The 26,890-nt window shown below is 53.8% G+C and carries 27 protein-coding genes; 14 read left to right on the top strand and 13 right to left on the bottom strand.

Features of this window, described 5'->3' with window-relative positions:
- Positions 1–154 precede the first annotated feature (154 nt).
- Complete coding sequence (locus tag A6301_RS05685) at positions 155–1,375, bottom strand: MFS transporter (protein ID WP_215483389.1); 1,221 nt, start codon at positions 1,373–1,375, stop codon at positions 155–157.
- A gap of 160 nt (positions 1,376–1,535) precedes the next feature.
- On the opposite strand from A6301_RS05685, the gene A6301_RS05680 reads away from it, so the two are divergent.
- The gene (locus A6301_RS05680) at positions 1,536–2,696 is read left to right on the top strand and encodes a lactonase family protein (RefSeq protein ID WP_107171016.1); all 1,161 of its coding nucleotides are present in this window, start codon (positions 1,536–1,538) and stop codon (positions 2,694–2,696) included.
- 59 nt (positions 2,697–2,755) lie between these two features.
- On the opposite strand, the gene proX is transcribed toward A6301_RS05680, so the two are convergent.
- From proX to proV, 3 genes are all read right to left on the bottom strand, one after another.
- Positions 2,756–3,760 carry a glycine betaine/L-proline ABC transporter substrate-binding protein ProX gene (proX, locus tag A6301_RS05675; protein WP_234257318.1) on the bottom strand — a complete coding sequence of 335 codons (1,005 nt, stop codon included), beginning with the start codon at positions 3,758–3,760 and terminating at the stop codon, positions 2,756–2,758.
- 251 nt (positions 3,761–4,011) lie between these two features.
- Positions 4,012–5,295 (bottom strand): glycine betaine/L-proline ABC transporter permease ProW, encoded by a 1,284-nt coding sequence (gene proW / locus A6301_RS05670; RefSeq protein WP_234257314.1) that lies wholly within the window; start codon positions 5,293–5,295, stop codon positions 4,012–4,014.
- The gene (gene proV, locus A6301_RS05665; protein WP_107171013.1) at positions 5,288–6,490 is read right to left on the bottom strand and encodes a glycine betaine/L-proline ABC transporter ATP-binding protein ProV; all 1,203 of its coding nucleotides are present in this window, start codon (positions 6,488–6,490) and stop codon (positions 5,288–5,290) included. The genes proW and proV overlap by 8 nt, the downstream gene beginning before the upstream one ends.
- 656 nt (positions 6,491–7,146) lie before the next feature.
- On the opposite strand from proV, the gene A6301_RS05660 reads away from it, so the two are divergent.
- The gene (locus A6301_RS05660) at positions 7,147–7,731 is read left to right on the top strand and encodes a hypothetical protein (RefSeq protein WP_234257313.1); all 585 of its coding nucleotides are present in this window, start codon (positions 7,147–7,149) and stop codon (positions 7,729–7,731) included.
- Positions 7,718–7,840: a hypothetical protein gene (locus A6301_RS22395; RefSeq protein ID WP_255764387.1), complete on the top strand. Its 123-nt coding sequence runs from the start codon at positions 7,718–7,720 to the stop codon at positions 7,838–7,840. The genes A6301_RS05660 and A6301_RS22395 overlap by 14 nt, the downstream gene beginning before the upstream one ends.
- Before the next feature lie 38 nt (positions 7,841–7,878).
- Here the strand turns inward: A6301_RS22395 and hpxZ are convergent, their stop codons facing one another.
- Genes hpxZ through A6301_RS05640 form a run of 4 tightly spaced genes read right to left on the bottom strand, consistent with a single transcriptional unit; the run spans position 7,879 to position 11,474 of the window.
- Entirely contained in the window at positions 7,879–8,265 is a 387-nt protein-coding gene (gene hpxZ / locus A6301_RS05655) for an oxalurate catabolism protein HpxZ (RefSeq protein ID WP_234257312.1), read from the bottom strand.
- A gap of 11 nt (positions 8,266–8,276) precedes the next feature.
- Positions 8,277–9,674 (bottom strand): AtzE family amidohydrolase, encoded by a 1,398-nt coding sequence (locus tag A6301_RS05650; protein ID WP_234257311.1) that lies wholly within the window; start codon positions 9,672–9,674, stop codon positions 8,277–8,279.
- The gene (hpxX, locus tag A6301_RS05645) at positions 9,671–9,862 is read right to left on the bottom strand and encodes an oxalurate catabolism protein HpxX (RefSeq protein WP_116166865.1); all 192 of its coding nucleotides are present in this window, start codon (positions 9,860–9,862) and stop codon (positions 9,671–9,673) included. Before hpxX ends, A6301_RS05650 begins: the two co-directional genes overlap by 4 nt.
- A gap of 25 nt (positions 9,863–9,887) precedes the next feature.
- Positions 9,888–11,474: a gamma-glutamyltransferase family protein gene (locus A6301_RS05640; RefSeq protein ID WP_107171008.1), complete on the bottom strand. Its 1,587-nt coding sequence runs from the start codon at positions 11,472–11,474 to the stop codon at positions 9,888–9,890.
- Positions 11,475–11,670: 196 nt separating this feature from the next.
- Between A6301_RS05640 and A6301_RS05635 the strand changes: the two genes are divergently transcribed.
- The 7 genes from A6301_RS05635 (at position 11,671) to hpxK (ending at position 18,507) form a co-directional block, all read left to right on the top strand.
- A complete protein-coding gene (locus A6301_RS05635; RefSeq protein ID WP_234257310.1) occupies positions 11,671–12,510 on the top strand; it encodes a MurR/RpiR family transcriptional regulator in 840 nt (279 codons plus the stop codon).
- A gap of 603 nt (positions 12,511–13,113) precedes the next feature.
- Positions 13,114–13,899: a transporter substrate-binding domain-containing protein gene (locus A6301_RS05630; protein WP_107171036.1), complete on the top strand. Its 786-nt coding sequence runs from the start codon at positions 13,114–13,116 to the stop codon at positions 13,897–13,899.
- Positions 13,900–13,911: 12 nt separating this feature from the next.
- Entirely contained in the window at positions 13,912–14,580 is a 669-nt protein-coding gene (locus A6301_RS05625) for an amino acid ABC transporter permease (RefSeq protein WP_107171006.1), read from the top strand.
- Positions 14,577–15,230 (top strand): amino acid ABC transporter permease, encoded by a 654-nt coding sequence (locus A6301_RS05620; protein ID WP_011094998.1) that lies wholly within the window; start codon positions 14,577–14,579, stop codon positions 15,228–15,230. The genes A6301_RS05625 and A6301_RS05620 overlap by 4 nt, the downstream gene beginning before the upstream one ends.
- A complete protein-coding gene (locus A6301_RS05615) occupies positions 15,211–15,954 on the top strand; it encodes an amino acid ABC transporter ATP-binding protein (RefSeq protein ID WP_107171005.1) in 744 nt (247 codons plus the stop codon). Before A6301_RS05620 ends, A6301_RS05615 begins: the two co-directional genes overlap by 20 nt.
- Positions 15,955–16,003: 49 nt before the next feature.
- Positions 16,004–17,248 (top strand): alanine--glyoxylate aminotransferase family protein, encoded by a 1,245-nt coding sequence (locus A6301_RS05610; RefSeq protein ID WP_107171004.1) that lies wholly within the window; start codon positions 16,004–16,006, stop codon positions 17,246–17,248.
- On the top strand, positions 17,245–18,507 hold the full coding sequence (hpxK, locus tag A6301_RS05605) for an allantoate amidohydrolase (protein ID WP_234257309.1): 1,263 nt from the start codon (positions 17,245–17,247) through the stop codon (positions 18,505–18,507). The genes A6301_RS05610 and hpxK overlap by 4 nt, the downstream gene beginning before the upstream one ends.
- Positions 18,508–18,522: 15 nt before the next feature.
- Here hpxK and A6301_RS05600 read toward each other — a convergent pair whose 3' ends face one another.
- Together A6301_RS05600 and A6301_RS05595 are read right to left on the bottom strand one after the other, a co-directional pair.
- On the bottom strand, positions 18,523–19,290 hold the full coding sequence (locus tag A6301_RS05600) for an amidohydrolase (protein WP_234257308.1): 768 nt from the start codon (positions 19,288–19,290) through the stop codon (positions 18,523–18,525).
- On the bottom strand, positions 19,278–20,435 hold the full coding sequence (locus A6301_RS05595) for a pyridoxal phosphate-dependent aminotransferase (protein ID WP_234257307.1): 1,158 nt from the start codon (positions 20,433–20,435) through the stop codon (positions 19,278–19,280). Before A6301_RS05595 ends, A6301_RS05600 begins: the two co-directional genes overlap by 13 nt.
- Before the next feature lie 188 nt (positions 20,436–20,623).
- On the opposite strand from A6301_RS05595, the gene A6301_RS05590 reads away from it, so the two are divergent.
- From A6301_RS05590 to A6301_RS05580, 3 genes are read left to right on the top strand one after another with little or no spacing between them, the layout of a single operon-like run.
- Positions 20,624–21,241, top strand: coding sequence for a methylthioribulose 1-phosphate dehydratase (locus tag A6301_RS05590; protein ID WP_014916420.1), 618 nt, complete (start codon positions 20,624–20,626; stop codon positions 21,239–21,241).
- Positions 21,238–21,927: an acireductone synthase gene (mtnC, locus tag A6301_RS05585; RefSeq protein WP_234257306.1), complete on the top strand. Its 690-nt coding sequence runs from the start codon at positions 21,238–21,240 to the stop codon at positions 21,925–21,927. The genes A6301_RS05590 and mtnC overlap by 4 nt, the downstream gene beginning before the upstream one ends.
- Complete coding sequence (locus A6301_RS05580; RefSeq protein WP_234257305.1) at positions 21,924–22,469, top strand: acireductone dioxygenase; 546 nt, start codon at positions 21,924–21,926, stop codon at positions 22,467–22,469. Before mtnC ends, A6301_RS05580 begins: the two co-directional genes overlap by 4 nt.
- A gap of 297 nt (positions 22,470–22,766) precedes the next feature.
- Here A6301_RS05580 and A6301_RS05575 read toward each other — a convergent pair whose 3' ends face one another.
- Complete coding sequence (locus A6301_RS05575; protein WP_215483403.1) at positions 22,767–23,222, bottom strand: ribonuclease domain-containing protein; 456 nt, start codon at positions 23,220–23,222, stop codon at positions 22,767–22,769.
- 530 nt (positions 23,223–23,752) lie between these two features.
- Positions 23,753–24,781 carry an S-methyl-5-thioribose-1-phosphate isomerase gene (gene mtnA / locus A6301_RS05570; RefSeq protein ID WP_215483405.1) on the bottom strand — a complete coding sequence of 343 codons (1,029 nt, stop codon included), beginning with the start codon at positions 24,779–24,781 and terminating at the stop codon, positions 23,753–23,755.
- A 186-nt stretch (positions 24,782–24,967) separates the two neighbouring features.
- On the opposite strand from mtnA, the gene mtnK reads away from it, so the two are divergent.
- Entirely contained in the window at positions 24,968–26,170 is a 1,203-nt protein-coding gene (gene mtnK, locus A6301_RS05565) for an S-methyl-5-thioribose kinase (RefSeq protein WP_234257304.1), read from the top strand.
- Between the two features lie 73 nt (positions 26,171–26,243).
- On the opposite strand, the gene yajD is transcribed toward mtnK, so the two are convergent.
- Positions 26,244–26,594: an HNH nuclease YajD gene (gene yajD, locus A6301_RS05560; RefSeq protein WP_010282592.1), complete on the bottom strand. Its 351-nt coding sequence runs from the start codon at positions 26,592–26,594 to the stop codon at positions 26,244–26,246.
- Positions 26,595–26,890 lie beyond the last annotated feature (296 nt).

The raw sequence follows: 26,890 nt of genomic DNA, 5'->3' as shown, positions 1-26,890 counted from the left end.
TAACCGGTAACACTAGCAAAGCGTTACCAGAATTTCACGCTATTGCGGAGCGGATGTGATGATTTTTAGTGTAATAGTCTCGGGCGTAACTTTCCCGGAGGAAACTGGCTTAAATGAGAGGGTTTCGACCGGGAATGTGGCGAATTAAGTGCGGCTACAGTGCCGCCATCGCTTCCTGCGTTTCGTGATGATGACTGCGCCACCACACCAGCAGGTTCAACAGGCTAATAGTACTGCCAGCGGCACAAACGCCGAGCCAGCCCCACTGCTGGTAAGCCGAAGCTGAGAGGATCGATCCCAGTGCGCCGCCGATGAAATAGCTGGTCATATAGCCTGCCGTCAGCCGGTTACGTGCTTCGGGCATCATCCGGTAGATCACGCTCTGGTTGGTCACGTGCACGCCCTGAACTGCCAGATCCAGCACGATGATACCAATGAGCAGCGCCGCCACGGAATGAATACCGAGCGCAATAAAGCCCCACGAGAGCAAAAGCAGGATGATTCCAATGCTGGTGGTCGGCTTGGCTTTGCCCTGATCGACCAGACGACCTGCGCGTGATGCTGCTAAGGCGCCTGCCGCACCGACCAGCCCGAACAGGCCGATAACACCTTCGGAATAGCTATATGGCGGTGAAGCCAGCAGGAATGCCATCGACGTCCACAGGATGCTGAAGTTGGCAAAGGACAGGCAGCCAAGGATCGCACGCGTGCGCAGCAGCGGATTTGCAGAGAACAGGCTGAATATGGAGACCAGTAACTGCGGGTAGTTCAGCGTATTTTGTTGAGAAATACGCGGCAAGGCCCGCCACAGAATCAGCGCCATGATGACCATCAGCGTGCTGGCAACCCAGTAAACGGTACGCCAGTCACCGAGTGAAGCCAGCGCCCCCGCGACGGTACGCGCTAGCAGAATCCCCAGTAGCAGGCCACTCATGATCGTGCCAACGACTTTACCGCGTGTTTCCGGCGTTGCCAGCGTGGCAGCAAGAGGAACCAGCAACTGCGCGACAACGGAGAACAGGCCGGTTAACGCCGTGCCAGCAATCATTATCCAGAGCGTGGGCGCAGAAGCGGTGATCAGCATCCCGCCTGCGGCGAGTAGCGTCATGCCGACAATCAGCGTTCGGCGTTCAAACATATCCCCTAATGGCACCAAAAACAGCAGGCCAACGGCATAACCCAACTGCGCGGCGGTGACAATGAATCCCGCCTGATTAACGGAAAGCGCAAAGACTCTGGCAATCGTCTCCAGCAGCGGTTGGGCATAATAGTTACTGGCGACAGCAAGGCCAGTCGCGATAGACATAATCAGGGTCAAAGACAGGCTGAGCCCCGATTGCGGCTGAGAAGATACAGAGTGTTGCTGAAGAGGCATAGTTTCGGAACGTTAATATAATGTTAAGAACAGAAACGATAGTATCCGGCAGAGCCTAATGAGATGCCAGCATATCTTTGTGCTGACTAAGTTTGTTTTGTTTTTAATGAGATTGATTTAGCTTATCGCCAGCGTCATACCACTTTCGACAGGGGACAGTATGTTTAAGCATTATCAGGTGTTTAAGAAAAAAAGTATTGCGGTGCTAATGGGATGTGCACTTCTGCCAGCAGCGGCGCTGTGGTCAATGAGCGCGCAGGCGGTGACGGCGGTTTATGTCTCTGCTGCTGGTGACGGCGCAATCGATGCCTACACGCTCAATATGCAAAGCGGCGAATTGACCGCCATCGGGAAATCTGCCGCTGGTGCGAAAGTGATGCCGCTGGCCGTTAGCCCAGATAAATCGCACCTCTATGCTGCTACGCGCGGTATTCCTTACTCGGCGGTCAGCTATAACATCAACGCCAAGAGTGGTGTGCTGAGCCCGTTAGGCAAAGCAGAATTACCGGACAGCATGGCTTACATTTCGACGGATCTCACGGGGAAATGGTTGTTCAGTGCGTCTTACGGCGGCAATAAAATCGCGGTTAATGGTATCGATAACGAGGGCAAGGTGAACGCGAGTGCGGTCACGGTGGTGTCAACGGGGGAGAAAGCGCACAGCATTATTGCCGATCGCAAAAATAGGTTCGTCTTTGCCAGCAATCTAGGCAGCGATCAAATTGTGCAGTTCCGGTTTGATGCGAAAACGGGAACGTTGACGCCGAATGAGCCAGCAGAAATTAAACTGCCCGAAGGAAATGGGCCACGTCATCTGGTGTTATCGCCCGATAATAAAACGCTTTACGTGAGCAGCGAATTGTCCGGTAAAGTCGCGCGTTTGGCGCTGGATGAAAAGACAGGGCAGCTTACGCTGTTGGATTACACCGACACCATTCCTGCTGAGGCTGGGATGAGAGCGGGAACGAGTGCGCCGGATAAAAATAACGCCGATGGTCGGCCGCAGATATGGAGCGCCGATTTGCGTTTGACGCCAAATGGAAAATTTCTGTACATATCGGAACGTACCAAAAGCACGATTACGCTGTTGCGGGTTGAGCCGAAAACGGGTCAGTTGAAATACATTACACGCTACCCGACGGAAACGCAGCCGCGCGGTATTCAGATCGATCCAAGCGGGCAATTCCTTATTGCCAGCGGTGAAAAATCGACGTCGCTGTCAGTGTATCGTATCAATCAGGATAACGGGGATTTAGTGCGAGTAGGGCGCTATCCGACTGGAAAAGGCGCGAATTGGGTCGAAATCGTTAAACTGCCGTAATTGCCGCTCATCAATAAAAAACGCCCCTTTTTGTGAAAGGGGCGCTCGTCTACTGGTGATTATTTCGCGGCATCGGCAGCGGTTTTCACCCAGCCGTCAAACAGCTGTTGGTGAGCTTTAATCCAGCCATCAACATGACGTTCGATATCTTTCTGTGAACCCTGACCTTCATGCATACGCAGATTCTGCGCATTCACATCGGCGATCGGCAGCTTCATGATGGCGAATAGCTTCGCGGCTGCGGGGTTTTTCTCGGTCCATGCTTTGTTCGCGGCAATCTTCATGGTATTAACCGGGAAGCCATAGTCGGCACCGTTTGGCAGCTTGGTGCTGACATCCTTCATTTCACCCGGTTGAGAAGAAAAAGGCACCTGCAACCACACCACGTCACGTCCCGGCACCAACACATCACTCACCCAATACGGCGTCCAGGTGTAGTAAAGAATCGGCTTGCCTTCTTTATAACGGGTGATGGTATCGGCAATCATCGCCGCATAGTTACCCTGATTATGCTCTACCGTGTTGGTTAAGCCATAGGCGGGAAGATGATGATTGATAGCGGCTTCACATCCCCAGCCCGGCGTACAGCCCGTCAGATCGGCTTTGCCGTCACCATTGGTATCAAACAGCTTGGCGATTTTCGGATCTTTTAGCTGCGCAATATTGGTAATTTTGTATTTCTCAGCTGTTTTCTTATCGATCAGATAACCCTGTGCAGCGCCGGAGACATATTCACCCTGACGGTAAAATTTTTCGTCTCCACCGGCGGCTTTATATTGATCGGCGTGCAGCGGGTCCCAGTTCACTGCAATAAACGTCGCATCGCCAGAGGCGATCGAGGTGTAAGCGACGTTGTAGTCCACTTCACGCGGAGGTTGCACGTCATAGCCGAGCTTTTCCAACGCGCGGCTGACCAACAGCGTCTGGAACGTTTCCTCGGAGATGGTGCTTTGCACTGGAATAACGGAGATACCTTTACCGGGTTGGGCGGTGTCGGCGGCGTAAACGTGTGTACTCAACAGTGCGGTAGTCAGGGCGGCGGCCCAAAGTTTGGTGTTACGCATCATGATTCCCTCTGTTTTTATACCCGTCATACTTCAAGTTGCATGTGCGTTGGCTACGATACTCGGCACACTGGCGTGTGCCTCGCCCTTACGGGCCAACGCTTTGCATTGTTCAAAACGCTAACGTTTTGTCCTGAAACTCGAATTATTTAGGGTATATTTTTGCGTTGCTAATAAAATGAATAGTGCTGATAAAACGAATAGTGAATGTCGCCGCTTGCCTGACGTATGCCAGACAAGCGTGACGAACGTTACTGCTTGATGAAAGGACGGGTCAGCAGGCCAATTGGGCCGCTGGCGTACCAGTTTTTGTTGCCCTTGCTGCGGCGATCGCGCCCCAGAGACTGGGTAAGACGGTCAAGAATAATGGCCAGAATAACAATCCCGACGCCGCCGACGGCAGCAAGACCCATATCCAGACGGCCAATACCGCGCAGTACCATCTGACCCAGACCTCCGACAGCGATCATCGAGGCGATAACCACCATCGACAGCGCCAGCATCAGCGTCTGGTTAACACCGGCCATGATGGTTGGCATGGCCAGCGGCAGTTGAACCTTAAACAGCATCTGGCGCGGGCTGGCACCGAATGACTCTGCGGCTTCAATCAAGTCTGCTGGCACCTGGCGAATACCCAGAATCGTTAAGCGAATAATCGGCGGCAGGGCAAAGATTATCGTCACCACGACGCCCGGCACGTTACCGATACCGAACAGCATGACGATAGGCACCAGATAGACGAACGCTGGCGTGGTTTGCATGGCATCGAGCAGCGGTCGGATAAACTTCGCGGCTCGTTCGCTACGTGCCAGCCAGATCCCCATGGGGAGCCCGATGAGTACGCAGAAGAACAGCGCGGTCAGTACCAATGCCAGCGTGATCATGGCCTGCGACCAGGCACCAATCGCGCCAATCGCAATCAGAGATAGTAGGGTTGCCACGCCCATGCCGAGGCTGGACATCTGCCAGGCAATCAGTGAAAACACCAGAATGGCAATCGGCGCAGGCATCCCCAGTAGAAATTGCTGGAAGCCGCCCAGAATAAAATCGACCGGCACGCGAATGCCCTGGAAGATCGGTCTGAAGTGCAGCACAACCCAGTCGATGCCGTGGGTGACCCAACTGTCCAGCGGGATCAGCGTGTCCTTAAACGGATCGAGCAGGTTGAAATGCTCGGGTGTCGCAGGAGCCGCGCTGTTTAACCAGTCACTGCCGGATTGTGCAGCCTGATGAGCGGCATCGGTTGAACCATCGGGAGCTGGAGCGCTGCTCCAGGCGTCGCTGCCGTTAGTCGGTGCATCTTGAGCAGGTGCGCCGGTAGACCAGGGATCGCTTTGCGATGTGCTGTCAGGCGTCGAACCGTGCTGTGCTGACGTAGCACTATCAGCACCGTGATCGGCTGGCGCGTTCTGCGAGCTGGTTGCCCACGGATCGTTTTGCGCGGTGTTATTACCCTGCTCAGGCGTTGCGTTTTGCTCGGCAGGCTGATGTTGTGCCGTGGTGGTATCCCACGGATTTGAGGTTGATTTACTCATTGGTCACTCCTTCCTTATCCAGCGCCTGTAGCAACATTCCTTTGGAAATGATGCCAATGTACTCATGGTTTTCGCCGACGACAGGGACGGCACAGGGAGCCTGTGCGACCTGAGAAATCAGCTCGTTGAGTGACATATCTGCGGGCACGGGAGCAGGTTCAGGCAGTAACGCCTGTTCCAGCGGCTGCTGTTCTTTCAGCGCCTGCTTCAGTGAATCAATAGACACGACGCCAATGAAGCGTTTTCCCCCTTCCAGTACGTAGCCGTAATCACGGTCTTCGTCCTGAAGGATTTTCAGCGCGGAACGCGGTCCCACGCCGGGAGTTTTACGGATTAAGGTGACTGGGCGACGACGGGCGATATCTTTGGCGCTAAACACGTGGCTGATATCGACACCGCGGAAAAAGGTGCGCACATAGTCATTGGCTGGATTATTCAGGATCTCATCGGGCGTACCGACCTGAATCACTTCACCGCCATGCATGATGGCAATCCGGTCACCGATGCGCATCGCTTCATCCAGATCGTGCGAGATAAAGACGATAGTGCGTTGATGACGGGACTGGAGTTTAACTAATTCATCCTGCATTTCAGTACGGATCAGCGGGTCGAGCGCGGAGAATGCTTCATCCATCAACAGGATATCGGGGTCATTCGCTAACGCACGCGCCAGACCGACACGCTGCCGCATCCCGCCGGATAGTTCATCCGGGTAAGACGCCGCGTAGGCTTCAAGCCCGACCTGCTGCAAGGCATCCAGCGCTTTTTGCTCACGCTCTGCTTTCGGTACGCCAGCCAGTTCCATACCAAACGCGGTATTGTTAAGAATATTCAGATGCGGCATCAGCGCAAAGGATTGAAACACCATACTGATCTTTTTGCGGCGCACGTCGCGCAGCGCGGTATCAGATATTCTGGAGATATCTTCACCGTCGATCAGTACCTGACCCCGAGTGGGTTCGATCAGACGATTGAGAAGGCGTACCATGGTGGATTTACCGGAGCCGGATAATCCCATGATGACAAATATCTCGCCTTCTTCAATGGCCAGACTGGCATCTTTTACCCCGACAGTAAGCCCTGTTTTTTCAAATACCTGATCTTTGCTCAGGCCTTTATCAATCAGTTTAAATGCTCTGTCTGGGTGCTCGCCAAATATCTTATAAAGATTCTTTACTTCAAGTTTAATTGCCATGAAATTATTGTTTTCCTGTGTCGTTTATAATTCTATAACCTAGCCCTGATAATGATTAAACATAATCTACCCTACCATACTCAGATTCTGAGACAACCCTTTATTGCCCCATGGATGTTTCTCGTTTGGCCAATATAGTCGATATCATCAACGTTATTATTGTTGTCTTATTTTCATGATTTATGTGATCTTTATGATTTTCGTTTTACGGTGTAATTCTTTTTATAACAGTGTGTTAGCTGTTGGTTTTTACGTTCTGAATTAACGGGTGATATAACCTTTTCTGATTATGGATAAACGGCGATTTATAGAGAATTTCACTAATCGAAAAATAGGGTAAATAAATCGCGATTTTTGGCTTATAGACACCAAAATAGACCGGCGGAAGTACATTTTTTACTTATGTCATCTGTCGGTATTTTATACAGTATAGCAAAGATATAATGGGTTAAATGATCGTGTTAATTCTCACCAATAAATGAGAGTGTTCTGAATAATATATCTGTCATGTTTAGAGGATAACACCATAGGTAAGTGAGCATTTCGGGTGTTTTTAAAAATTGCGAAGCAAAACCAGAAAGAGAAATAAGGACATTGTCACAAGAAAGGTATTTTGGTTATCTGCCCATCTGATTTTTGCTAAGGAAAAGCTAAACGTGGTCACTTGGGAATACCATGATTTCGAAGACTATACAGGGAATGGCGAGCTGCTTATACGCCAGTTTATCGTTGGTGGCATGGTCTATGCCATTGGTTTCCAGAAACTCCAGTCAGCGGACGAATTGCTTAATAAAGGGATTGATGAGAAACATAACATACCTGGTTTTCAAATGCCCCAGTCGGGTCTTTGGACGGTTGCTTTTGATAAAGTTGAGAATCAAGGGCATTTGGAAGCTTATCGGCATGTTGAGCTCAATTCTGGGCAAATTCTAAAGGTGATTACGTCGGTTGCCAGAGCAATTTTTGACCACTACAATGTTTCCCAATCGGGTGCTTACTATTGGTGCGCCGCCCCCGACCTTTCGGGGAAAAGGAAAATTGATCTCACGGATTTATATGATGGTTTACTGGGGTTAGCAGGGAAAAGCAGATTTAACATTCGTATCCCAGGTATGCAGTCATTTAATCGACTTGGTTCAGATAGGAGAAGCTATGTCATCCTCACACGATATTACGACGTTAAGTCTTCAGGAACAGGCATTTTTCGCCTTGGGGAAAAAGCTGCAAATGGCGGCGCGTGAGGTGATCGAGCGTAAGCTGGCTTCAGGTGAATATGTGCTTATTGATGGCAAATATTATTTGGCTTCAGACGCACCGAAACAAGCAGATAAATCGATGGCTGACAACTGACACAAACGCTACATGCGGATCGTTTGTGTCTTTTATTGTCATTCGCTCATCAGGCTGACGTGGGCAGCGACAATGCGCCAGCCTTCGGGCATTTTTACCCAGGTTTGCATTTGGCGGCCAACCTTCGTGCTGCCTGCGCGGGTGAATTCGGTACTGGCGACAGCCATATCATGGCCGTAGGTGGTGATGACCGTATTACGCAGGGTTCTGTCCAGACCGGAAGAGGGGCGAGCGAGGCGAAAGGCACGGATTTCCTCGATCCCATATAGATTTTCTCCCGCACCGTAGCGCACCGGTTTTTCATCGTGCCAGAACAGCGCATCCAGCACCGCAATGTCGTTACCGGTTAAGGCCGTTTCGTAGCGATAGAACGCGGCGGTCACATCGGCCAGCACATCCGGCTGGTTAATATCGTCAGGCAACATATTTTCTTTCCTCATAAGGTATAAGTTATGCCCTGCTGCTCAAGCGCCCACGCCGTCCGCAAACAAAGATCCTCGCGCCACGGCGCGGCAATAATCTGAATACCTATCGGCAGGCCGCTGGCGGTTGCCACGGGTACCGTCACGACCGGTAGTCCGACGAAGGAGATTGGCTGTGTCAGCATGCCCATATTGGCGCGTACGGGCAGGTCGGTATCATTAATGCGCATGGTTTCCTGACCAATCAGCGTGGCAGAGCAGGGGGTTGCGGGGGCGATCAGCAGATCGGTGTGTTCAAACAGCGCCAGCGTCTGGTGACGAAAATAGTTACGGAAGCGCTGTGCCTGTACATACCAGGCAGCGGGGATCATCGCGCCAGCCAGCAACCGCTCGCGTGATAGTGGCTCGAAGCGTTCAGGTTGAGTACGTAAGTCAGGCAAATACTGGTTCCCGCCTTCGCTGGCCGACAGAATAAAGGCAGCGCTGCGCGCCAGTGCGGCATCGGTGAGTGTCAGGCTGCTCTGTGCGCCCAGCGCTTGTGCGATCTGACTGACGGCGGTTTTTGCCTCCTCGCTACTCCATGTGGAAAAGTAACCATCAAGCACCGCATAGCGCAGTCCGTCGCTGCCTGCTTCCAACTGTGCGGCGGTATGCTGCGTTTCCCTCTTGGCCTGAAAACGATCGTGTTCGTCGCGACCTTGTAAGGCATCGAATACTAATGCCAGATCGTCTGCGCTACGTGCGAATGGGCCGATGTGGTCGAGGCTGGCGACAAACGGGTGGCTACCATGGCGTGATAAACGGCCAAATGTCGGCTTCAGCCCGAAAATGCCGCAGAGCGACGACGGCACGCGGATAGAGCCATTCGTGTCGCTGCCCAGTGTAAAGTTAACCAGTCCTGCGGCGACGGCTGCCGCCGATCCGCCAGACGACCCGCCGGCAATACGCTGCGTGTCGAGCGGATTACGTGTGGGGCCGTAATGGCTGTTTTCGGTGGTAAAGCCGTAGGCATAGGCATCCATATTCAACATGCCGGATAGCAGTGCGCCTTGACTGGCAAGCTGACGGATGGCAAAGGCATCCTGCGCAGCGGCGGGGCGTTGGCTGAGAAGTTCGGCTCCCGCCAGCGTGGTTTCACCGCTGACATCAAACAGGTTCTTGACGGCATAAGGCACACCGGCCAACGCGGGTAAGGCTTCTCCGCGTTGGCGGTATGCGTCGATACGCTCTGCTTCCGCCAACATGCGTTCGCTGGTGACATGGGTATAGGCATTAATCGTGGGGTTGTTCTGCCCAATCGCGTCTAGTGCCTGCTGTGCAAGCTCTTTGGCGGAGAACGTTCCCGCCAGCAAGCCTTGCTGAATCTGCCGGATGGATAATGGTGAGGACGTGCGTTTGGCGTATAAACTCATAACGTATACACCCCAGCAATCTCCTGATGTTCATCGAGCGGGAATGCCATCAACGGCTGTGCCATCGCATGGATGCGGCTGAATTGCACTAACAGTTCCTGACGCCGCTCCTGACTAAGTTGCAGCGCCAGTAGCGTTTCCATCTGTTGCAGATAGGCTGCCAGCGCATCGTGTTCGATCATCGTCATTCTGTTTTCTCCGAGTTAAGTAGGGCTAGAAGCCTGCCGCACTGCCGTTGCTGCGTGGATCGAAAGCGCCTTCCAGCATGCCGTTGGTGTGACGCACAATGGCACCCGCGTGACCGACGGTTTCGCTAAAGCTGCTCAACAGCTCGACGTCATGGCCTAATTGACGCAGTGCATCCACGGTGGCGGGTTTAAAGCGGTCTTCGATCTTCAGCGTGTCGGAGGACTGTCCCCAGGTGCGGCCCAGTAGCCAGCGTGGAGCGGTAATCGCCTGTTGCAGCGGCAGCCCTTGCTGGACGTGGCGGATAAAGATGGCCGCCTGTGTCTGCGGTTGTCCGTCTCCGCCCATCGATCCGTAGACCATCGTGCGTCCGTCGGACAGACGTGCAGCGGCGGGGTTTAGGGTATGAAAAGGCTGTTTGCCCGGCTCCAACGCTAATAGGTGTGCAGGATCGAGACTGAACGAGGCACCGCGGTTTTGCCAGAGCACGCCGGTTCCCGGTAGTACAACACCGCTGCCGAATTCATGGTAAATGCTTTGAATGAAAGAGACGCACAGACCGCTGCTGTCGCATACGCCCATCCAGACGGTATCGCCGGGGCCTTTGCCTTCTCCCCACGATGCGGCTTTTCGCGTATCGACCTGTCGCGCCAGTGCTCCAAGCGCATCATTTTCCAGCAGCGCCTGAACATTTTGCGTCATCAGCTTGGGGTCGGTAATGAAGCGGTCACGCAGGCCAAATGCCAGCTTGGTCGATTCGACAATACGGTGGATCGTCTGGCTATCGCTCAGATCTTCCATTTCTAAATGATCGGTCAGGCCGAGTATCGCGAGGGATACCAGACCCTGCGTTGGCGGCGCGAGGTTGTAGATATCGCCTTTACTGTGTTTCAACACCAGCGGCGTTGTTCGCTTGGCGCGGTAGTTCGCCAGATCGTCAGCCGTCAACGGCATCCCGAGCAGCGTCATCTGTGCTGCGAGACGGGCGGCGACGGAGCCGCGATAAAAACTGTCCAGCCCTTCAATGCTCAGCGTCGTTAAGGTATCGGCTAAATCGGACTGCGTGAAACGGCTGCCTGCACGCGGGATATTCCCCTGCGGCATAAAGAGTTGGCTAAAGGCTGGAAAATCGCTCAGTTCGTGATAGCGCTGAGTGAGCGCATCTTCCTGCGATTGTGTGACGGGAATTCCGTCGGCCGCATAGCGAATCGCGTCAGACAGTAAGCGAGCGAGCGGCAACGGTTCTCCTCCTAGTTCTTGAGAGAATGCTAACGCTTCCTGCCAGCCACCGACGGTGCCCGCGACCGTCAGCGCCGCTTTCGGGCCGCGATGCGGGATGCGGCTTTCACCCCGATAGCGTTCACGGCATGCCAACGACCCCGCAGCGCCGCTGGCATCAATGGCAACGGGTTCACCGCGCGGTGGCACAATCAGCCAGAAGCCGTCACCGCCGATCCCGTTCATATGTGGGTAGGCCACGGCAATGGTTGCCGCCGCCGCGACCATGGCTTCAATAGCATTCCCGCCTTCACGCAGAACGGCCAATGCGCTGGCGCTGGCTAAATGATGAGGTGCCACCGCCATGCCCAGCGGGGCGGTATTACTTTGCATCATTTCGATATTCCTTTTTATGTAGGGTAGTGTGAGTTGCTCTATTAACCCTAGCTATAAGCAAACGGCGTTCCAGTTTTTCGGTGCGATGGGAAGTCCATATGTGTGCCGGAAGGCGTGGCTATATCATCCTGACAATCCTGTGCTATGTTCTGCGCAATGAAACAAACGTTACAGCATGTGCAATGGACGAGAGACGATGATGCAGATAGATGAACGATTACGGGATCGCTATAGCGAGCTTTCACCGCAGGAACAGCGCGTCGCAGATTTCATCTTCGATCACTTTGACGATCTGATCAGCTATAACAGCGCCGAGCTGGCGCGGCTGAGTGGCACCTCCAAAGCGACCGTCAGCCGCTTGTTCAAACGGCTGGGCTACCCCAGTTACCGTGATATGCGCGATGAACTGAGAACGTTGCGCCAGAGTGGCATGCCGCTGGCGGATAACCGTGATGCGGTGCAGGGGAATACGCTGCTGGCACGGCATTACAAACAGGAAATGGCGAACCTGACGCAGTGGATAAACCAGATTGACCCCGTACAGTTTGGCGCGGTGATTCAGGCGTTGATGCAGGCGCAACGCCTGTGCCTGATTGGGCTACGCAACAGCTATCCGGTCGCGCTTCATCTGCGCCAACAGCTGCTTCAGATTCGCCAACAGGTCACGCTATTGGCGCAGCCGGGGCAGACGCTATCCGAAGAGCTGGTCGATCTCACGGCGCAGGATGTCGTGATTGTGGTGGCCTTTCGCCGCCGTCCACGCCTGATTCAGCCGTTGCTGGTACAACTGCAAAAACGCGGCGTGCCCGTGCTGCTGCTGTGTGAACCGCAGACCAGTGCGCTGATATCACTGGCAAGCTGGTCGTTGTGCGTCCCGCTGGACAGCGTCTCGGCATTTGATAGTTATTCATCCGCGATGAGTTTAGTGAATGTGATCAGCAACGCGTTATTGCATGAAATGCTGCGAGATGGACGCCAGCGCATCCACCAGATCGCGGATCTTTATGGTGAACTGGATGAGCTTGAGCAACGCTAATGGTGCGTTGGGATGGTGCTATTGCACCAAAATAATGCGTTAAAGTGAGTGTTTAGATTCCTAATGCGCTTATCTGTCATGTAGTCACGCGGATTGTTTCGGGCGTGATAGCACTGGATTATTTTTGTGACATAGCGCCACGCCCGACATAGGGCAGCTCAAACGCCGCTTGCCCTATGAACCCAGGCTTTTTTCGCGGAATTGCGCCGCTTCGCGGTACCTTCGGTGTTCATGCCCGCAACACGGACCGCCAGCGACGCGCTCCCGACGCGGCGCTGACTTTCGCGGCGTCCATGCCGCTCATCCGGCGGTCATGCTCACCTCTGCGCAATTTTTTACGCGAATAAGGCATAAAACCACAAGGTTAACTCCTGAGTATCACGCCCGAAACTGTTCACCAATATTCCATATCTACAGCTATGCCATATTTCAGCACAATTCCCTGACCTTCTACGTTGTTCCTCATCGTCAAGGGTACCCGCGTAATCTGGCATGCTCCTTGCTTAGTATTTGTAACGATAGTTTCAGTATTTGTTTTTAAAGAACCTTTCGTTTCAATTACACTAACCGGGGGCAGAGACGATGTTGATCAATAAACTGGGCATCAAAAAAGGGTTACTGGCGGTGATGGGCGCGGCAATGTTACTGGTTCAGGCCGGTAACGCGATGGCCGATCAGTTGCAGGATATCGAGAAACGCGGTGTGCTGCGCGTCGCGGTGCCGCAGGATTTCCCACCGTTTGGATCGGTAGGCACCGATCTGCAACCGCAGGGTTACGATATCGATATCGCCCGTTATCTGGCGAAAGAGATGAAACTAAAGTTGCAACTCGTTCCGGTAACCAGCGCCAACCGCGTGCCGTATCTGCAAACCAACAAGGTCGATCTGGTGATCTCCAGCTTGGGCAAAAACGCCGAGCGTGAAAAAGTGATCGATTTTAGTCGCGCTTATGCGCCGTTCTTTCTGGGCGTATTTGGACCGAAAGACAGCGCGTTAGCCTCGTCAGAAGCGCTGGAAGGGAAGAGCATTGGCGTCACGCGTGGTGCGGTGGAAGATATGGTTCTGACGGAAACGGCACCGAAGGCCGCACAGATTAAGCGCTACGAGGATAACAACACCACGCTGTCGGCGTATCTGTCAGGGCAAGTGGAGTTTGTTGCCACGGGCAATTTGGTTGTCGCCGCTATCACCGAGCAGAACCCAACGAAAGCCCCTGTCGCGAAGTTTATGCTGAAAGATTCGCCGTGCTACATCGGGCTGAAGAAAGATGAGCCTGCGCTGAAAGCGAAAGTCGATGCGTTGATCGAACAGGCGCTGAAAGACGATACGCTTAATAGCCTATCGGAAAAATGGCTGAAAGCACCACTGCCAGCCAGCATCAAAGCGTAACGGGAGCGCGCCATGACCTATCAGCTTAATTTTTCCGCACTGTTGCCGTTCTGGCCTGAGCTGCTGGCGGGGCTGTGGGTCACCATTGAGCTGACAGTAATGGCAACCCTTGGCGGCATCGCCATCGGTATCTGTGGTGCGGCCTTGCGTAGCGGCAAGCCCACACTGCTGAGTCGGCTATGGGGGCTCTACGTCGAGCTGATCCGCAATACGCCGTTTGTGGTTCAACTGTTCTTTATCGTCTTCGGTTTGCCGAGTCTGGGTTGGAAGCTGACGGCCGGGGAGGCTGCGCTGTTAGCGATGTTGATTAATCTTGGCGCATACAGCACGGAGATTATCCGTGCGGGGATTCAGGTTACGCCGAAAGGCCAGTGGGAAGCCGCTCGCGTACTGGGGCTGACGCGAGTGCAGACTTTTCTGCGCGTGATTTTGCCGCCCGCGCTCCAGCGGATTTATCCAGCGCTGGTCAGCCAGTGCATCATCGTCATGCTGGGATCGTCGGTGGTGTCGCAGGTTTCCTACGAGGAACTGACCTTCGCCGCTAACCTGATTCAGTCCCGTACGTTCCTGAGCTTTGAAGTGTATCTGGCGACCACGCTGTGTTACCTCGTGCTGTCTGTTCTGATGCGGCAACTCTTACTGCTGGCGGGCCGGCGTTTCTTAGGGAGTCAGCAATCATGACATTTACCGACTGGGATATTGTGCGCAACCTGTTGCTGGCGGCGCGTTGGACGCTGCTGTTGTCGCTGACGGCCTTCATCGGCGGGGCGCTGGTGACGTTTCCGCTCATGCTACTACGGTTGACCAAACGCAAATGGGCGACGCGCTTTGTCCATCTGTATTCCGAGCTCTTTCAGGGTACACCGCTGTTGATGCAGCTGTTTCTGGCGTTCTTCGGTCTGGCGCTGTTCGGTATTGATGTCAGTCCGTGGACGGCGGCGGCACTCGCGCTGACGCTGTTTACCAGCGCCTTTCTGGTGGATATCTGGTGCGGCAGCGTGGAAGCCTTGCCGAAAGGGCAGTGGGAAGCTTCACGCTGTCTCGGACTGGATTTCGGTCAGACGCTCTATCGGGTGATTGCACCGCAGGCGATGCGTATCGCCATCGCGCCTACCGTTGGGTTCTCTGTGCAGGTGATCAAAGGCACTGCGCTGGCGTCGATCATCGGATTTATCGAACTGACCAAAGCGGGAACCATGTTGAATAACGTGACCTATCAGCCGTTTAAAGTGTTCGGATTGGTGGCGCTGGGCTATTTCCTGATGTGCTATCCGCTCTCTTACTACAGCCGCTATCTGGAGAAGAAATTCAATGCCGCTCATCACCATTAATCAGGTTCAAAAATATTACGGCCAGAACCATGTCCTGAAAGGGGTGGATCTGGATATTGAAATGGGCGAAGTCATTTCGATCATCGGGCGCAGCGGCTCGGGTAAGAGCACATTACTGCGCTGTATGAACGGTCTGGAAGGGTATCAGGACGGCAGCATCAAGCTGGGCGGGATGACCGTCACCGACAGGGATTCGCAGGCGCGGGAAATCAGCCGCTCGGTCGGGATGGTGTTCCAGAATTTCAATCTGTTTCCGCACATGACGGCGCTGGAAAACGTGATGTTGGCACCGCGCCGCGTGCTGGGTAAAAGTGCGGCGGAGTGTCAGGCGTTGGGCGAACAGATGCTCAACAAGGTCGGTTTGGGCGAACGCCTTCATTATTATCCCGCCAATCTGTCGGGCGGTCAGCAGCAGCGAGTCGCCATTGCCCGTGCATTAGCGATGAACCCAAAAGTCCTGCTGTGTGACGAAATTACGTCGGCACTCGATCCTGAACTCGTCGGTGAAGTGTTGAAGGTGCTGGAACAGCTTGCCGCAGAAGGTATGACGTTGATTCTGGTGACGCATGAAATGAATTTTGCCCGTGAAGTAGGTGACCGCGTGGTGTTTATGCATCAGGGGACGGTCTGGGAGCAGGGTGACAGCAAAACGCTGTTCGCTAACCCGCAGACCCGCGAACTGAAACAGTTTATCGCCTCGGTCCGAGGATTATCGGAAGCGTAATGACGCTTTCCGAGTGTGTAAGTCGAAATCAAAGTCTGGAGCAATAACCATGAGCAGCGAACTGTACGCGCAAATTAATCCCCCTCATCGTTTACTGATGGGACCGGGGCCGATCAATGCCGATCCGCGCGTATTACGGGCCATGGCCAGCCAGTTGGTTGGTCAATATGACCCCGCGATGACCCATTATATGAATCAGGTTATGGCGCTCTATCGTCAGCTTTTCCGCACGGAAAACCGCTGGACGATGCTGGTGGACGGCACCTCGCGTGCGGGTATCGAAGCGATCCTACTGTCGGCGATCCGCCCTGGCGATAAGGTGCTGGTACCGGTGTTTGGTCGTTTTGGTCATTTGCTGTGTGAGATTGCCCGCCGCTGTCGTGCCGAGGTTCATACTATCGACGTGCCGTGGGGGGAGGTGTTCTCACCTGACCAGATCGAAGAGGCGATCAAAACGGTGCGTCCGCGTCTGTTGCTGACGGTGCAGGGCGACACGTCCACGACCATGCTGCAACCGCTGGAGGAACTGGGTGAGATTTGCCGCCGCCACGGCGTGCTGTTCTACACCGATGCCACGGCGTCTTTCGGCGGTAATCCGCTGGAAACCGATAAATGGGGTTTGGATGCCGTTTCCGCCGGATTACAGAAATGTCTGGGCGGGCCGTCTGGCAGTTCACCGATCACGCTAAGCCCGCAGATGGAAGCGGTGATCCGTCGCCGTAAATGCGTCGAACAGGGGATCAGAACCGACGCACATCAGGACGGCGACGATGAGATGATCTATTCCAACTATTTCGATCTTGGAATGGTGATGGATTACTGGGGGCCGGAGCGCCTGAACCACCACACTGAAGCGACGAGCATGTTGTTCGCCGCCCGCGAGTGCGCGCGGGTGATCCTCGAAGAAGGGTTGGATCGCAGTATTACTCGCCATGCGCTGCACGGTAATGCGCTGGTGGCGGGAATTCAGGGAATGGGACTGGAAACCTTTGGCGATCTCAACCACAAAATGAATAACGTACTGGGCGTGGTGATTCCTGACGGTATTCACGGCGAGCAGGTGCGTAAGCTGCTGTTGGAAGATTTCGCGATTGAGATCGGCACCTCGTTCGGTCCGCTTCAGGGTAAAATCTGGCGCATCGGCACCATGGGTTACAACGCACGTAAAGACTGCGTGATGCAAACATTAACGGCGTTGGAGGCGGTACTGAATCGTCTTGGATTCAAGACAGTGCAAGGTGAGGCCTTGCAGGCTGCCTGGAACAGCTACGCGGTAAATGAGGATCGTGCATGAGTGAACCTTTACTGTCGCTCGCTGCTGCACAGACTGCCGCTGAACAGATTATGTCGCGCTGCGATTCGCTGGCTGAAATTAGCGAAACGCCCGGCCAACTGACCCGCGTCTATCTGTCGCTAGAACACCTGCGCGCCAATAGGCTGGTGGGGGAGTGGATGCGCGAAGCGGGGATGAACGTCTGGCAGGATAGCGTGGGCAATATTTGCGGTCGCTATGACGGGCTAACGCCGGATGCACCGGCGCTGCTGCTGGGTTCGCATCTGGACACGGTGCGGAATGCCGGACGCTACGACGGCATGCTGGGCGTATTAACGGCGATTGAAGTGGTACGTACGTTTCATCAGCAGGGAATCCGATTGCCCGTGGCGCTGGAGATCGTCGGCTTCGGTGATGAAGAAGGTACTCGTTTTGGCATTACCCTGCTGGGAAGCCGAGGTTTGACAGGTACCTGGCCGGAAAACTGGCTGGCATGCGAGGATGCCGAGGGCACCAGTGTGGCGCAGGCGTTGACTATTGCGGGGCTCGATCCGCTTGAGGTGGCGCACGCAGCACGTCCGGTCAGTGACATCGTCGCCTATCTGGAATTGCACATCGAGCAGGGGCCGTGTCTGGAGCAGCAGGATTTGGCACTGGGCGTGGTTACGGCAATCAACGGGGCGCGGCGGCTCAACTGCACGTTTCTCGGTCTGGCGGGGCATGCGGGCACGGTGCCGATGACGCAGCGGCAGGATGCGCTGGCAGCGGCCGCTGACTGGATGGCGCAGGCAGAACGGATGACGCGGGAAAGCGATCCTCATCTGGTCGCTACGTTTGGGTCGTTGCAGTGTTTACCGGGGGCGGCGAACGTGATCCCCGGTGAAGTAAAGATGACGCTGGATATTCGCGGACCGGAGGATGCGCCGCTGGATGCATTGCTACAAAAACTCCTGACGCTGGCACAGGCTATCGCGCACCAGCGCCGCTGCCAGTTCAGCGCCGAAGAGTATTATCGTATTGCGGCAACCCGCTGCGATCCCGCGTTGCAGTCGGCATTAAACGAGGCGGTGATGCAGGTGCAGGGGAAAACGTTGCTATTGCCGAGCGGCGCAGGGCACGATGCCATCGCCATTGCCGAACGCTGGCCGGTAGCGATGCTGTTTGTCCGCTGTCGCGGTGGCATCAGCCATCATCCCGACGAATCTGTTATCGCGGCAGATGTAGCGCTGGCGCTACGGGCGTTTTATCAGATGGTGTTCCATCACGCCTCTGCACAGTAACGACAGCTACAGCCACTAGAGCGTAAACCGATCGGCGTCGCGCCAGGCGGGGAAGGATTCCCGGTAGCTTTGCAGCGCTTCCAGCGATAGCTCGGCGTCCAGTCGGGCGGGCTGGTTGGGAGCGGCAGAGGCCAGAATTTCCCCTTGAGCATTAATAATCAGGCTATCGCCGCGGTAGCTGTGGCCGTTGCCGTCGGTGCCGACGCGGTTGCAGCCTGCCACGTAGGCCTGATTCTCAATGGCGCGTGCGGCCAGCAGCGTTTGCCAGTGTGCTGCTCGTGGTGCTGGCCAGTTGGCGACATATAGCGCCAGATCGTAATCCTGTCGATTGCGCGACCATACCGGGAAACGCAGGTCATAGCAGATCATCGGGCAGATGCGCCAGCCGCGCCACTCAAGAGTCATTCGCTCCGTTCCAGCCTGATAGTGGTGGTGCTCATCCGCCATGCGGAACAGGTGGCGTTTATCGTAGTGATACACCTCGCCGTGTGGATCGACTAACAGGAAGCGGTTCACCGCGCCTTTTGGCGTATTTACCGCGACGCTGCCGCCGATTAGCGCATTGGTCTTTTTCGCCCATTGATGCAGCCACGCCTCGACGGCTGATTGTTCCAGGCTGCCTTTGGCGGCTTCCATCGCAAAGCCGGTGGTGAACATCTCCGGCAGGACAATCAGATCGCGTCCGTTTATCTCAGCCAACAAGGTATCGAAGTGGCACAGATTGGCTTCCCCATCGCGCCAGACCAGCGGCTGTTGCAGTAATGAAATCTTTAAAGTCGACATAAACGCTCCGCAGCGGCATCCAACGTTGCTTCCTGTTTAGCAAAGCATAGTCGAATCAACGTGTGTGGGAACGGATCGGCGCAAAAGACGGAGAGCGGAATGGCGGCGACGCCAACGTGTTCGGTCAGCCAGCGGCAGAAGCTGACATCGTCCAGATCGGAAATCGCCCGATAGTCCGCCAGCAAGAAATAGGTGCCTTCACAGGGCAGAATCTCGAAACGACTCCCTGCCAGCGCTTTGATAAAGCGATCGCGGCGTGCACGGTAAAAATCGGGCAGTTCACGCCAGTGTTGCGGCTGTTCACGCAGCATATCGGCAATGGCAAACTGGGCGGGCGTATTCACGGAGAACGTCAGATACTGGTGCACCTTACGGACTTCAGCACTCAGCACCGCTGGCGCAACGCAGTAACCGACTTTCCAGCCGGTCATGTGGAAGGTTTTGCCAAACGAGGAAACGGCAATCGCGCGTTGACGCAGCGACGGATGTGCCAGCACGCTGGCGTGTCCTTCACTATCAAAGCAGATATGCTCGTAGACTTCATCACTCAACACGAAGATGTTACGTGCGGCAATCGCCTGCCACAGTTGCTCGAAATCCGCCTTCTGCCAGACGGTGGCAGACGGATTATGCGGCGTATTCAGAATGACCAGCCGGGTACGATCGCTCAGCAAATTGGCAAAGTGCGACCAGTCGACGCGAAACGCAGGCGGCTGCAAGGCGATGCGCTTGAGCACGCCTCCTGCCAGCGTAACGGCAGGCGCGTAGCTGTCATAGCTAGGATCGAAACAAATCACTTCGTCGCCGGGGCGCACTAGCGCGGCAATGGCGGCAAATAGCGCTTCGGTTGCCCCTGCGGTGACGGTCACTTCGCTGTCGGCATCCGGCCGCCAGCCGTACAGTTCTTCCGTTTTTTCGGCAATGGCCTGACGCAGCGGCGCGACGCCCGTCATCGGTGCGTATTGGTTTGCGCCCTGACTGACGTGATACGCCAGCCGCTGTTGTAAATAATCCGGGCCGTCAAAATCAGGGAAACCTTGTGATAGATTGATGGCCTGATACTGTTGGGCCAGCGCACTCATCTGGGTAAAAATGGTGGTGCCCAGCGAAGGCAGTTTACTGTCGGGGATCAGAGCGGCGCTCATAACGGATAGGACTCCTGCAAGCCTGTATTGCTTGGTAATATAACATGCTGTTAGTATTTGGCAATCAAGACGCTTGGACGTTTAAACGGCTAAATGCTTTTATGTACTAAGCCATAACAAAAGCATCTAAATCGCCAAAAAGCATCCAGAAAAGTAGCGAGAAAAATGAACCAAAAACGGGAAGCCTCATGACTGAAAATCAACAATTGACGGCGCTGCTTGCAGCCTGCCACTGGATCGGCGAAAAAGGCTGGTGTCCGGCGACGGGCGGCAATATGTCCGTACGCCTTGATGACGCGCAGTGCCTGATTACCGAATCGGGTAAAGATAAAGGCAGCCTTCAGGCAGAGGATTTCCTTCTGGTGGAGATTGCCACAAACCATGTGCCGAGCGGCCGTACGCCGTCGGCAGAAACCGGGCTACACACGCTGCTCTACCGCCGCGAGCCGACTATCGGCGCGGTGCTGCACACGCACTCGGTGAATGCCACGGTACTGTCTCGGGTAGAGAAGGGCGCGGAACTGGTGCTGCACGGCTACGAAATGCAAAAATCGCTGGCGGGGCAAACTACCCATTTGGATCGTGTGGCGATCCCGATTTTCGATAACGATCAGGATATTCCGGCGCTGGCGCAGCGGGTAACCGAGTACGCCAGCCACACGCCGCTCCGCTACGGCTTTCTGGTGCGCGGCCACGGCCTTTACTGTTGGGGGGCGACGGTGAAAGAAGCGCGTCGCCACCTTGAAGGATTAGAGTTCCTGTTTCAGTGTGAGTTGCAGCGCCGACTGTTGGAGGCGAAAGCATGATTAATGCGATTGTGACGGATATTGAAGGGACTACCAGCGACATCCGTTTTGTCCATCGTGTGCTGTTTCCTTATGCCCGCGAGCGGCTGGCCGACACGGTGCGGCAACACGGTAGCGATCCTGAGATCGCACAGGCACTGAACGCCTTGCGTCAGGAACTGGGTCAACCCGATGCGGATAGCGACGTGCTGATTGCCGCGTTGCACCAGTTTATGGATGAAGATCGTAAATCCACCGCGCTGAAGCAACTACAAGGCATTATCTGGCGCGCGGGTTATCGTAATGGCGATTTTCAGGGGCACCTGTACCCTGAAGTGGCAGAGCAGCTCGCTGCGTGGCAGCAGCAAGGTCTTCGTCTGTATGTGTACTCGTCAGGCTCGGTGGAAGCGCAGCAACTATTGTTCGGTTACAGCAACGCGGGTGACCTGCGAGTGCTGTTTAGCGACTATTTCGATACTCGCGTCGGCGCGAAGCGAGAGACGAATTCTTATCGCACCATTGCGCAAGCCATCGGACTGCCTGCTGAGCAACTGTTGTTCCTGTCGGACATTCGTCAGGAGCTGGATGCCGCGCAGGAAGCCGGCTGGCATACCTGCCAGCTTATTCGCGATGATGCGGATAGCGTAAGCCGTCACCGTCAGGTGGCATGTTTTGACCAGATCGACTTACCGGAGTACGCCCAATGAGTGGATTAACCATTTTTAGCGACAGCGATGCAAGCCAGCCGATTTGGCAAAGTCAGGATGCCGAGGCGATTCAGAAACAGCTGAACGACATCGGCGTACGTTTTGAGCGCTGGGAAGCCAGCCAGAAACTGAGCGACGCGCCGTCGTCTGAGGAAGTGCTGTCTGCCTATCAGCATGAAATCGATAAGCTGGTGGCAGAAAAAGGTTATCAGAGCTGGGATGTTATCAGCATGCGTTCGGACAATCCGCAGCGCGCGGAGCTACGCACCAAGTTTTTATCCGAGCATGTTCACCATGAAGATGAAGTGCGCTTTTTTGTCGAGGGCGCGGGGCTGTTCTGTCTGCATCTGAACGGCAAGATTTATCAGATTTTGTGTGAGAAGAACGATCTGCTATCTGTACCGGCTGGCACGGCGCACTGGTTTGATATGGGGCCGGAACCGCATTTCACCGCTATCCGTCTGTTCGATAATCCAGAAGGCTGGATCGCCCATTTTACCGGCGATAAGATCGCGGATGCCTATCCGAAATTGGAGCGTTAATACACGGGTATTTGGCTCCTGCCAGCGCACACGCGAATCGAAGTATGATGAGTTGAGTTTGATGACAGGGAATTCCCTGTCATCAAACGATTACATCGATATTTAACTCACCATCTAATTTATTTTCGTAATTACTCTAATTATAAATACCATCGATGAGTACTTGCTTTACTATTCCTCTTTCAACCTAAAGGATTGCAAGTGATGTTTTTTTATAATTAATTATTAGCTTTTTTAAATATGAAATTAGGTGCTAAGAATGTAATGTGGAAGTGATTTTATCTACCGTTTTCTTAATTATGGAAGTGAGCAGAACGTTTTATAGTGATCCTGCGTATAATAACTTTGCAACACTTTGTGTTTCCCTGTTGGAATACTCACAAGCAGTACTGCACGATGCGAACCTGCCCCGCCAGTACCGTCATAACCTAAATAATATTCATAGTAAACTTCGTTTTTTCCAGCCGCGGGAAGAATTTTTTCATTATTATTAAATATTTTATTATTTGCATTCTTATCTACCGCACTAATCTTCGCGTTCCGGTAAGCGTCATATTCACTATTTTGTGGAGTAGGCAGAGTCTTGCTCGGCGCATTTTTACCGCAATCGGGAATTTTCGCTGCGTATGTATTGGACGAAAGCAAAGCACTTGCAGCAATAAGGCATAGTCCCCATGTTACACGTTTAGCGTTCATGGTTGTCGGCTTGGAATCTACAGTGTTAATCAAGACTGAACGTTTAAAAATTGGCATGAGTTAATTCCTCTGTTGGCTATGGAGTGAGAAAGTTTCTCAATTAACAATAGTCATTTTTGATGAATAATAAAGCTAAATAGCAATGATTTATTTATATTGTTGTTTCTGTTATATATTCATATTCTGTATTAATAGGGGGTAACCGATGACTCATGTAAATTTATAAAACATTCATATAATCATAAGCATAATAATAAGAAAGGAATGCCTTTAATGGTTTTAATCTGATACATAATGAAAATTTTGATCGCCTCTCAGGAGCGGTATCCTAAAGGTATGACTGGTTTTACTACCGTGACTGCCATCGTGTGTTTTAGCTTATTTATTTTATATGGGGCCGATAACCTGGACGTTAAAAGTCAGAATGAGTAGTGGAGACCGGGTAATATTGGAGAATTGGTTGCGCCGCGTCCGTGCGGCTCATTCAGACGCCCATTATCTCCTCGGCCTTTGTTTCACTCACAGACCTTTGTTTCACCCACAGAATAGTTACGCCGAGGAGAGCCACATGACTGAAATGTATTTTTCTATTTCAGTGTGTTCTGAAATATCCCTTCTTTAACGTCCTGTGGGGTGATTATGCCAGTGTCGAGTACCCAGCCGCTGATTAGTGCGGCAGGGGTGACATCAAACGCCGGGTTGTAGACGGCAGCGTTCTGCGGTGCCCACTGGCAATGGCCGAAGCTGCCGGAAACTCCGGTAACCTCTGCTGCGGCGCGTTGTTCGATAGGAATTGCCCGACCATCTAGGCATGCCGGATCGTGCGTGGTGTGCGGTGCCGCGACGTAAAACGGAATCTGGTGATAGTGCGCGAGCACTGCCAGACTGTAGGTGCCGATCTTATTGGCGACATCGCCGTTGGCCGCGATACGGTCGGCACCGACCCAAATTGCATCGACCTGACCCTGTGCCATCAGGCTGGCGGCCATCGAATCACAAATCAGATGATAGGGAATACCCAGCTCGCCTAGCTCCCAGGCTGTGAGGCGTCCGCCCTGTAATAGCGGGCGGGTCTCATCGACCCACACCTGCGTGACCTTCCCCTGCTGGTGTGCACGCAGCAGTACGCCGATGGCGGTGCCGATGCCTGCGGTTGCCAGCCCGCCGGTATTGCAGTGGGTTAGCAAGCGGCTATTTGGCTTCACTAACGCCGCGCCATGATCGGCGATGCGTTCACACAGCGCACGATCTTCCTCTACTAAGCGTAGGGCTTCCTGCACCAGCGCTGCGACAAACTGTGGCTGTGCCAGCGCCAGTTTCATGCGATCCAAATTGTTCATCAGGTTGACGGCGGTAGGACGCGATGCCCGCAGCGTCTCCAGCGCCAGTGCCAGTTCAGCCTGTGATAATCCTTTCTCTGCCAGCAGCGCGAGCAGCAGGCTGGCTGACAGGCCGATGAGTGGCGCGCCGCGTACTCGTAGCGTCTGGATATGCTCAACCAGTGATGCGACATCCGGGCAAGGGCTCCAGCGTTTCTCTTGCGGTAGCGCCTGCTGGTCAAGTATCCACAATTGGTTATCAACGATTTTCAGGCTCGTTGTGTTAAGTGTCTGCATAGGTCGTTAAATCCATGTTGCATCGATATTCGTATTCTGCCAAGATGCCTAATAGATGTATAGACGTCCGAACGTTTTTATGTCCGTATTTTAAATTCCAGAAACATTTTAATTTAAGAATAGTTTTAATTTCAGAATGGTTTTGATTCCAGAATAAGTTTGATTTCAGAATAGCGAGGAGTTGGAATGTCACTTTACCGCACTTTTACGGCGGATAACGCTGTTGCATATGCCCGTCAGTACGGCGGTGTCAGTCAGCCGCAAACGCTGGTAGCCGCAGAAGAGATCGGCGATGGCAATCTGAATCTGGTGTTTAAAATTAAAGATGAAACGGGCGTCAGTCGGGTGATTGTTAAACAGGCGCTGCCCTATGTGCGTTGCGTCGGGGAATCCTGGCCGCTGACGCTCGATCGCGCCCGTATTGAAGCTGAGACCTTGCTGACGCACGCCCGTTTTTGTCCTCAGCATACCGTGGCCGTGCTGTACCACGATCCCGAACTGGCGGTGATGGTGCAGGAAGATCTTTCCGATCATCGCATCTGGCGCAGCGAGCTGGTGAACGGTGAGGATTATCCTCAGGCCGCAGCGCAGCTAGGGGAATATCTGGCACAAACGTTATTCCATACTTCTGATTTCTATCAGCACCCGCATGAGAAGAAAGCGGCGGTAAGCCAGTTTACCAACCCTGAACTGTGTCAGATTACCGAAGACCTGTTTTTTACCGACCCTTATATCGACCACGAAAGAAACCAGTTTGATGCGGCGTTGACGCAGGATGTGCAGGCATTGCGTGACGATAAAGCGCTGAAGCTGGCGGTCGCTGGGCTGAAGCACCGCTTTCTGAGCAAAGCCGAGGCGCTGTTGCATGGTGACATTCACAGCGGGTCGATCTTTGTGGCAGAAGGGCGCCTGAAGGCGATTGATGCTGAATTCGGTTTCTACGGACCGATGGGGTTTGACGTCGGCACCGCTGTCGGCAACTTGCTGCTGAATTATTGCGGCCTGCCGGGGCTGTTGGCTCCGCGTGAGGCGGCGGCAGGGCGTGAACGGCGTCTTGAAGATATTCGTACGCTGTGGCAGACCTTTTCCGCCCGTTTCTTGGCATTAAGCGAAGATGACAGTCGCGATCCGTCACTGGCGGAGTCGGGCTATGCCGCGTTGTTTTTGCAGCAGGTTTGGCGGGATGCTATCGGTTACTGTGGAACTGAATTGATTCGCCGCACGATAGGATTGGCACATGTCGCCGATTTGGACAGCATTCAGGAGACGGAAGCGCGTCTGGCATGTCAGCGTCATGCGATTTCGCTGGGCAGGACGTTGGTGCTGGCCGCTCCGCATATTGCTGATGTGGATGCGCTACTGGCGCGTGTACGGCAGAGCGGTGCTTAATTAGCCACACAATTTCAAGATCCGCTCCCGTCAATGAACCGGATGGGAGCGGCAATTCGATGATTTGTTACTTCTATTTCTTCCCTTTATTCATCATGGCCTGCAAATTCGCGAAAGGGTTATGCGTGGCAACACCAACATCCTTCTGCGCATCTTCACCTGCAACGACGGTCGAGCCGTACATATCTGCATCGGTATATTTCGAATGCTCGTGGTCGTGGCAGTAGAGACACAGCATTTCCCAGTTACTGCCGTCTTCCGGGTTATTACTGTGATCGTGATCGATGTGGTGAACGGTTAATTCACGCAAGTTGGAATAGACGAATTCGCGTGAACAACGACCACATACCCACGGGAAAAGCTTGAGCGCTTTTTCGCGGTAGCCGCTTTCAAGTCTGGCGTAGTTCTTGGGGATGTAAGCCATGTGTCGGGTTTCATTCAGAAGGAAAGATGATGTGGATTTTACAACTGATGTGCCTTTAAAGGAAAGAACAGGCCGGTATAACCGAGCTGGGTTTACTGACAAAGCTTGTTGAGCGGTGATAATGGATAGATCGTAAAGACGCTGCGAGTACATCCCTGTAAGCTCGAGCCGCGCAGATAGGAATCTCATCCCTGAGATTCCCCCTTTCAGGGCCGTTGCAAGCGACGTTCAAAAACGTTCCTGACGTTTTTGTCCCTGGCGCGGACGCTTTACTCTTCTATTCCATTATCACCGTT

This window comes from Pectobacterium sp. IFB5596, assembly GCF_021432585.1.
GTDB lineage: Bacteria > Pseudomonadota > Gammaproteobacteria > Enterobacterales > Enterobacteriaceae > Pectobacterium > Pectobacterium punjabense.
Note: the sequence above shows the minus strand (reverse complement) of the source record. Positions and strands in the feature narration are given on the sequence as shown.

What these genes read in the sequence shown, in the direction of transcription:
- proV (WP_107171013.1), bottom strand. Translation starts at nt 6,490, where the DNA reads ATGGCAATTAAACTTGAAGTAAAGAATCTTTATAAGATATTTGGCGAG.
- A6301_RS22395 (WP_255764387.1), top strand. Translation starts at nt 7,718, where the DNA reads ATGGCGGCGCGTGAGGTGATCGAGCGTAAGCTGGCTTCAGGTGAATAT.
- proX (WP_234257318.1), bottom strand. Translation starts at nt 3,760, where the DNA reads ATGCGTAACACCAAACTTTGGGCCGCCGCCCTGACTACCGCACTGTTG.
- mtnC (WP_234257306.1), top strand. Translation starts at nt 21,238, where the DNA reads ATGATTAATGCGATTGTGACGGATATTGAAGGGACTACCAGCGACATC.
- A6301_RS05640 (WP_107171008.1), bottom strand. Translation starts at nt 11,474, where the DNA reads ATGATGCAAAGTAATACCGCCCCGCTGGGCATGGCGGTGGCACCTCAT.
- hpxX (WP_116166865.1), bottom strand. Translation starts at nt 9,862, where the DNA reads ATGACGATGATCGAACACGATGCGCTGGCAGCCTATCTGCAACAGATG.
- A6301_RS05635 (WP_234257310.1), top strand. Translation starts at nt 11,671, where the DNA reads ATGATGCAGATAGATGAACGATTACGGGATCGCTATAGCGAGCTTTCA.
- A6301_RS05620 (WP_011094998.1), top strand. Translation starts at nt 14,577, where the DNA reads ATGACATTTACCGACTGGGATATTGTGCGCAACCTGTTGCTGGCGGCG.
- A6301_RS05580 (WP_234257305.1), top strand. Translation starts at nt 21,924, where the DNA reads ATGAGTGGATTAACCATTTTTAGCGACAGCGATGCAAGCCAGCCGATT.
- mtnK (WP_234257304.1), top strand. Translation starts at nt 24,968, where the DNA reads ATGTCACTTTACCGCACTTTTACGGCGGATAACGCTGTTGCATATGCC.
- yajD (WP_010282592.1), bottom strand. Translation starts at nt 26,594, where the DNA reads ATGGCTTACATCCCCAAGAACTACGCCAGACTTGAAAGCGGCTACCGC.
- A6301_RS05575 (WP_215483403.1), bottom strand. Translation starts at nt 23,222, where the DNA reads ATGCCAATTTTTAAACGTTCAGTCTTGATTAACACTGTAGATTCCAAG.
- A6301_RS05615 (WP_107171005.1), top strand. Translation starts at nt 15,211, where the DNA reads ATGCCGCTCATCACCATTAATCAGGTTCAAAAATATTACGGCCAGAAC.
- hpxZ (WP_234257312.1), bottom strand. Translation starts at nt 8,265, where the DNA reads ATGTTGCCTGACGATATTAACCAGCCGGATGTGCTGGCCGATGTGACC.
- A6301_RS05685 (WP_215483389.1), bottom strand. Translation starts at nt 1,375, where the DNA reads ATGCCTCTTCAGCAACACTCTGTATCTTCTCAGCCGCAATCGGGGCTC.
- A6301_RS05590 (WP_014916420.1), top strand. Translation starts at nt 20,624, where the DNA reads ATGACTGAAAATCAACAATTGACGGCGCTGCTTGCAGCCTGCCACTGG.
- mtnA (WP_215483405.1), bottom strand. Translation starts at nt 24,781, where the DNA reads ATGCAGACACTTAACACAACGAGCCTGAAAATCGTTGATAACCAATTG.
- A6301_RS05600 (WP_234257308.1), bottom strand. Translation starts at nt 19,290, where the DNA reads ATGTCGACTTTAAAGATTTCATTACTGCAACAGCCGCTGGTCTGGCGC.
- A6301_RS05595 (WP_234257307.1), bottom strand. Translation starts at nt 20,435, where the DNA reads ATGAGCGCCGCTCTGATCCCCGACAGTAAACTGCCTTCGCTGGGCACC.
- proW (WP_234257314.1), bottom strand. Translation starts at nt 5,295, where the DNA reads ATGAGTAAATCAACCTCAAATCCGTGGGATACCACCACGGCACAACAT.
- A6301_RS05650 (WP_234257311.1), bottom strand. Translation starts at nt 9,674, where the DNA reads ATGAGTTTATACGCCAAACGCACGTCCTCACCATTATCCATCCGGCAG.
- hpxK (WP_234257309.1), top strand. Translation starts at nt 17,245, where the DNA reads ATGAGTGAACCTTTACTGTCGCTCGCTGCTGCACAGACTGCCGCTGAA.
- A6301_RS05625 (WP_107171006.1), top strand. Translation starts at nt 13,912, where the DNA reads ATGACCTATCAGCTTAATTTTTCCGCACTGTTGCCGTTCTGGCCTGAG.
- A6301_RS05680 (WP_107171016.1), top strand. Translation starts at nt 1,536, where the DNA reads ATGTTTAAGCATTATCAGGTGTTTAAGAAAAAAAGTATTGCGGTGCTA.
- A6301_RS05610 (WP_107171004.1), top strand. Translation starts at nt 16,004, where the DNA reads ATGAGCAGCGAACTGTACGCGCAAATTAATCCCCCTCATCGTTTACTG.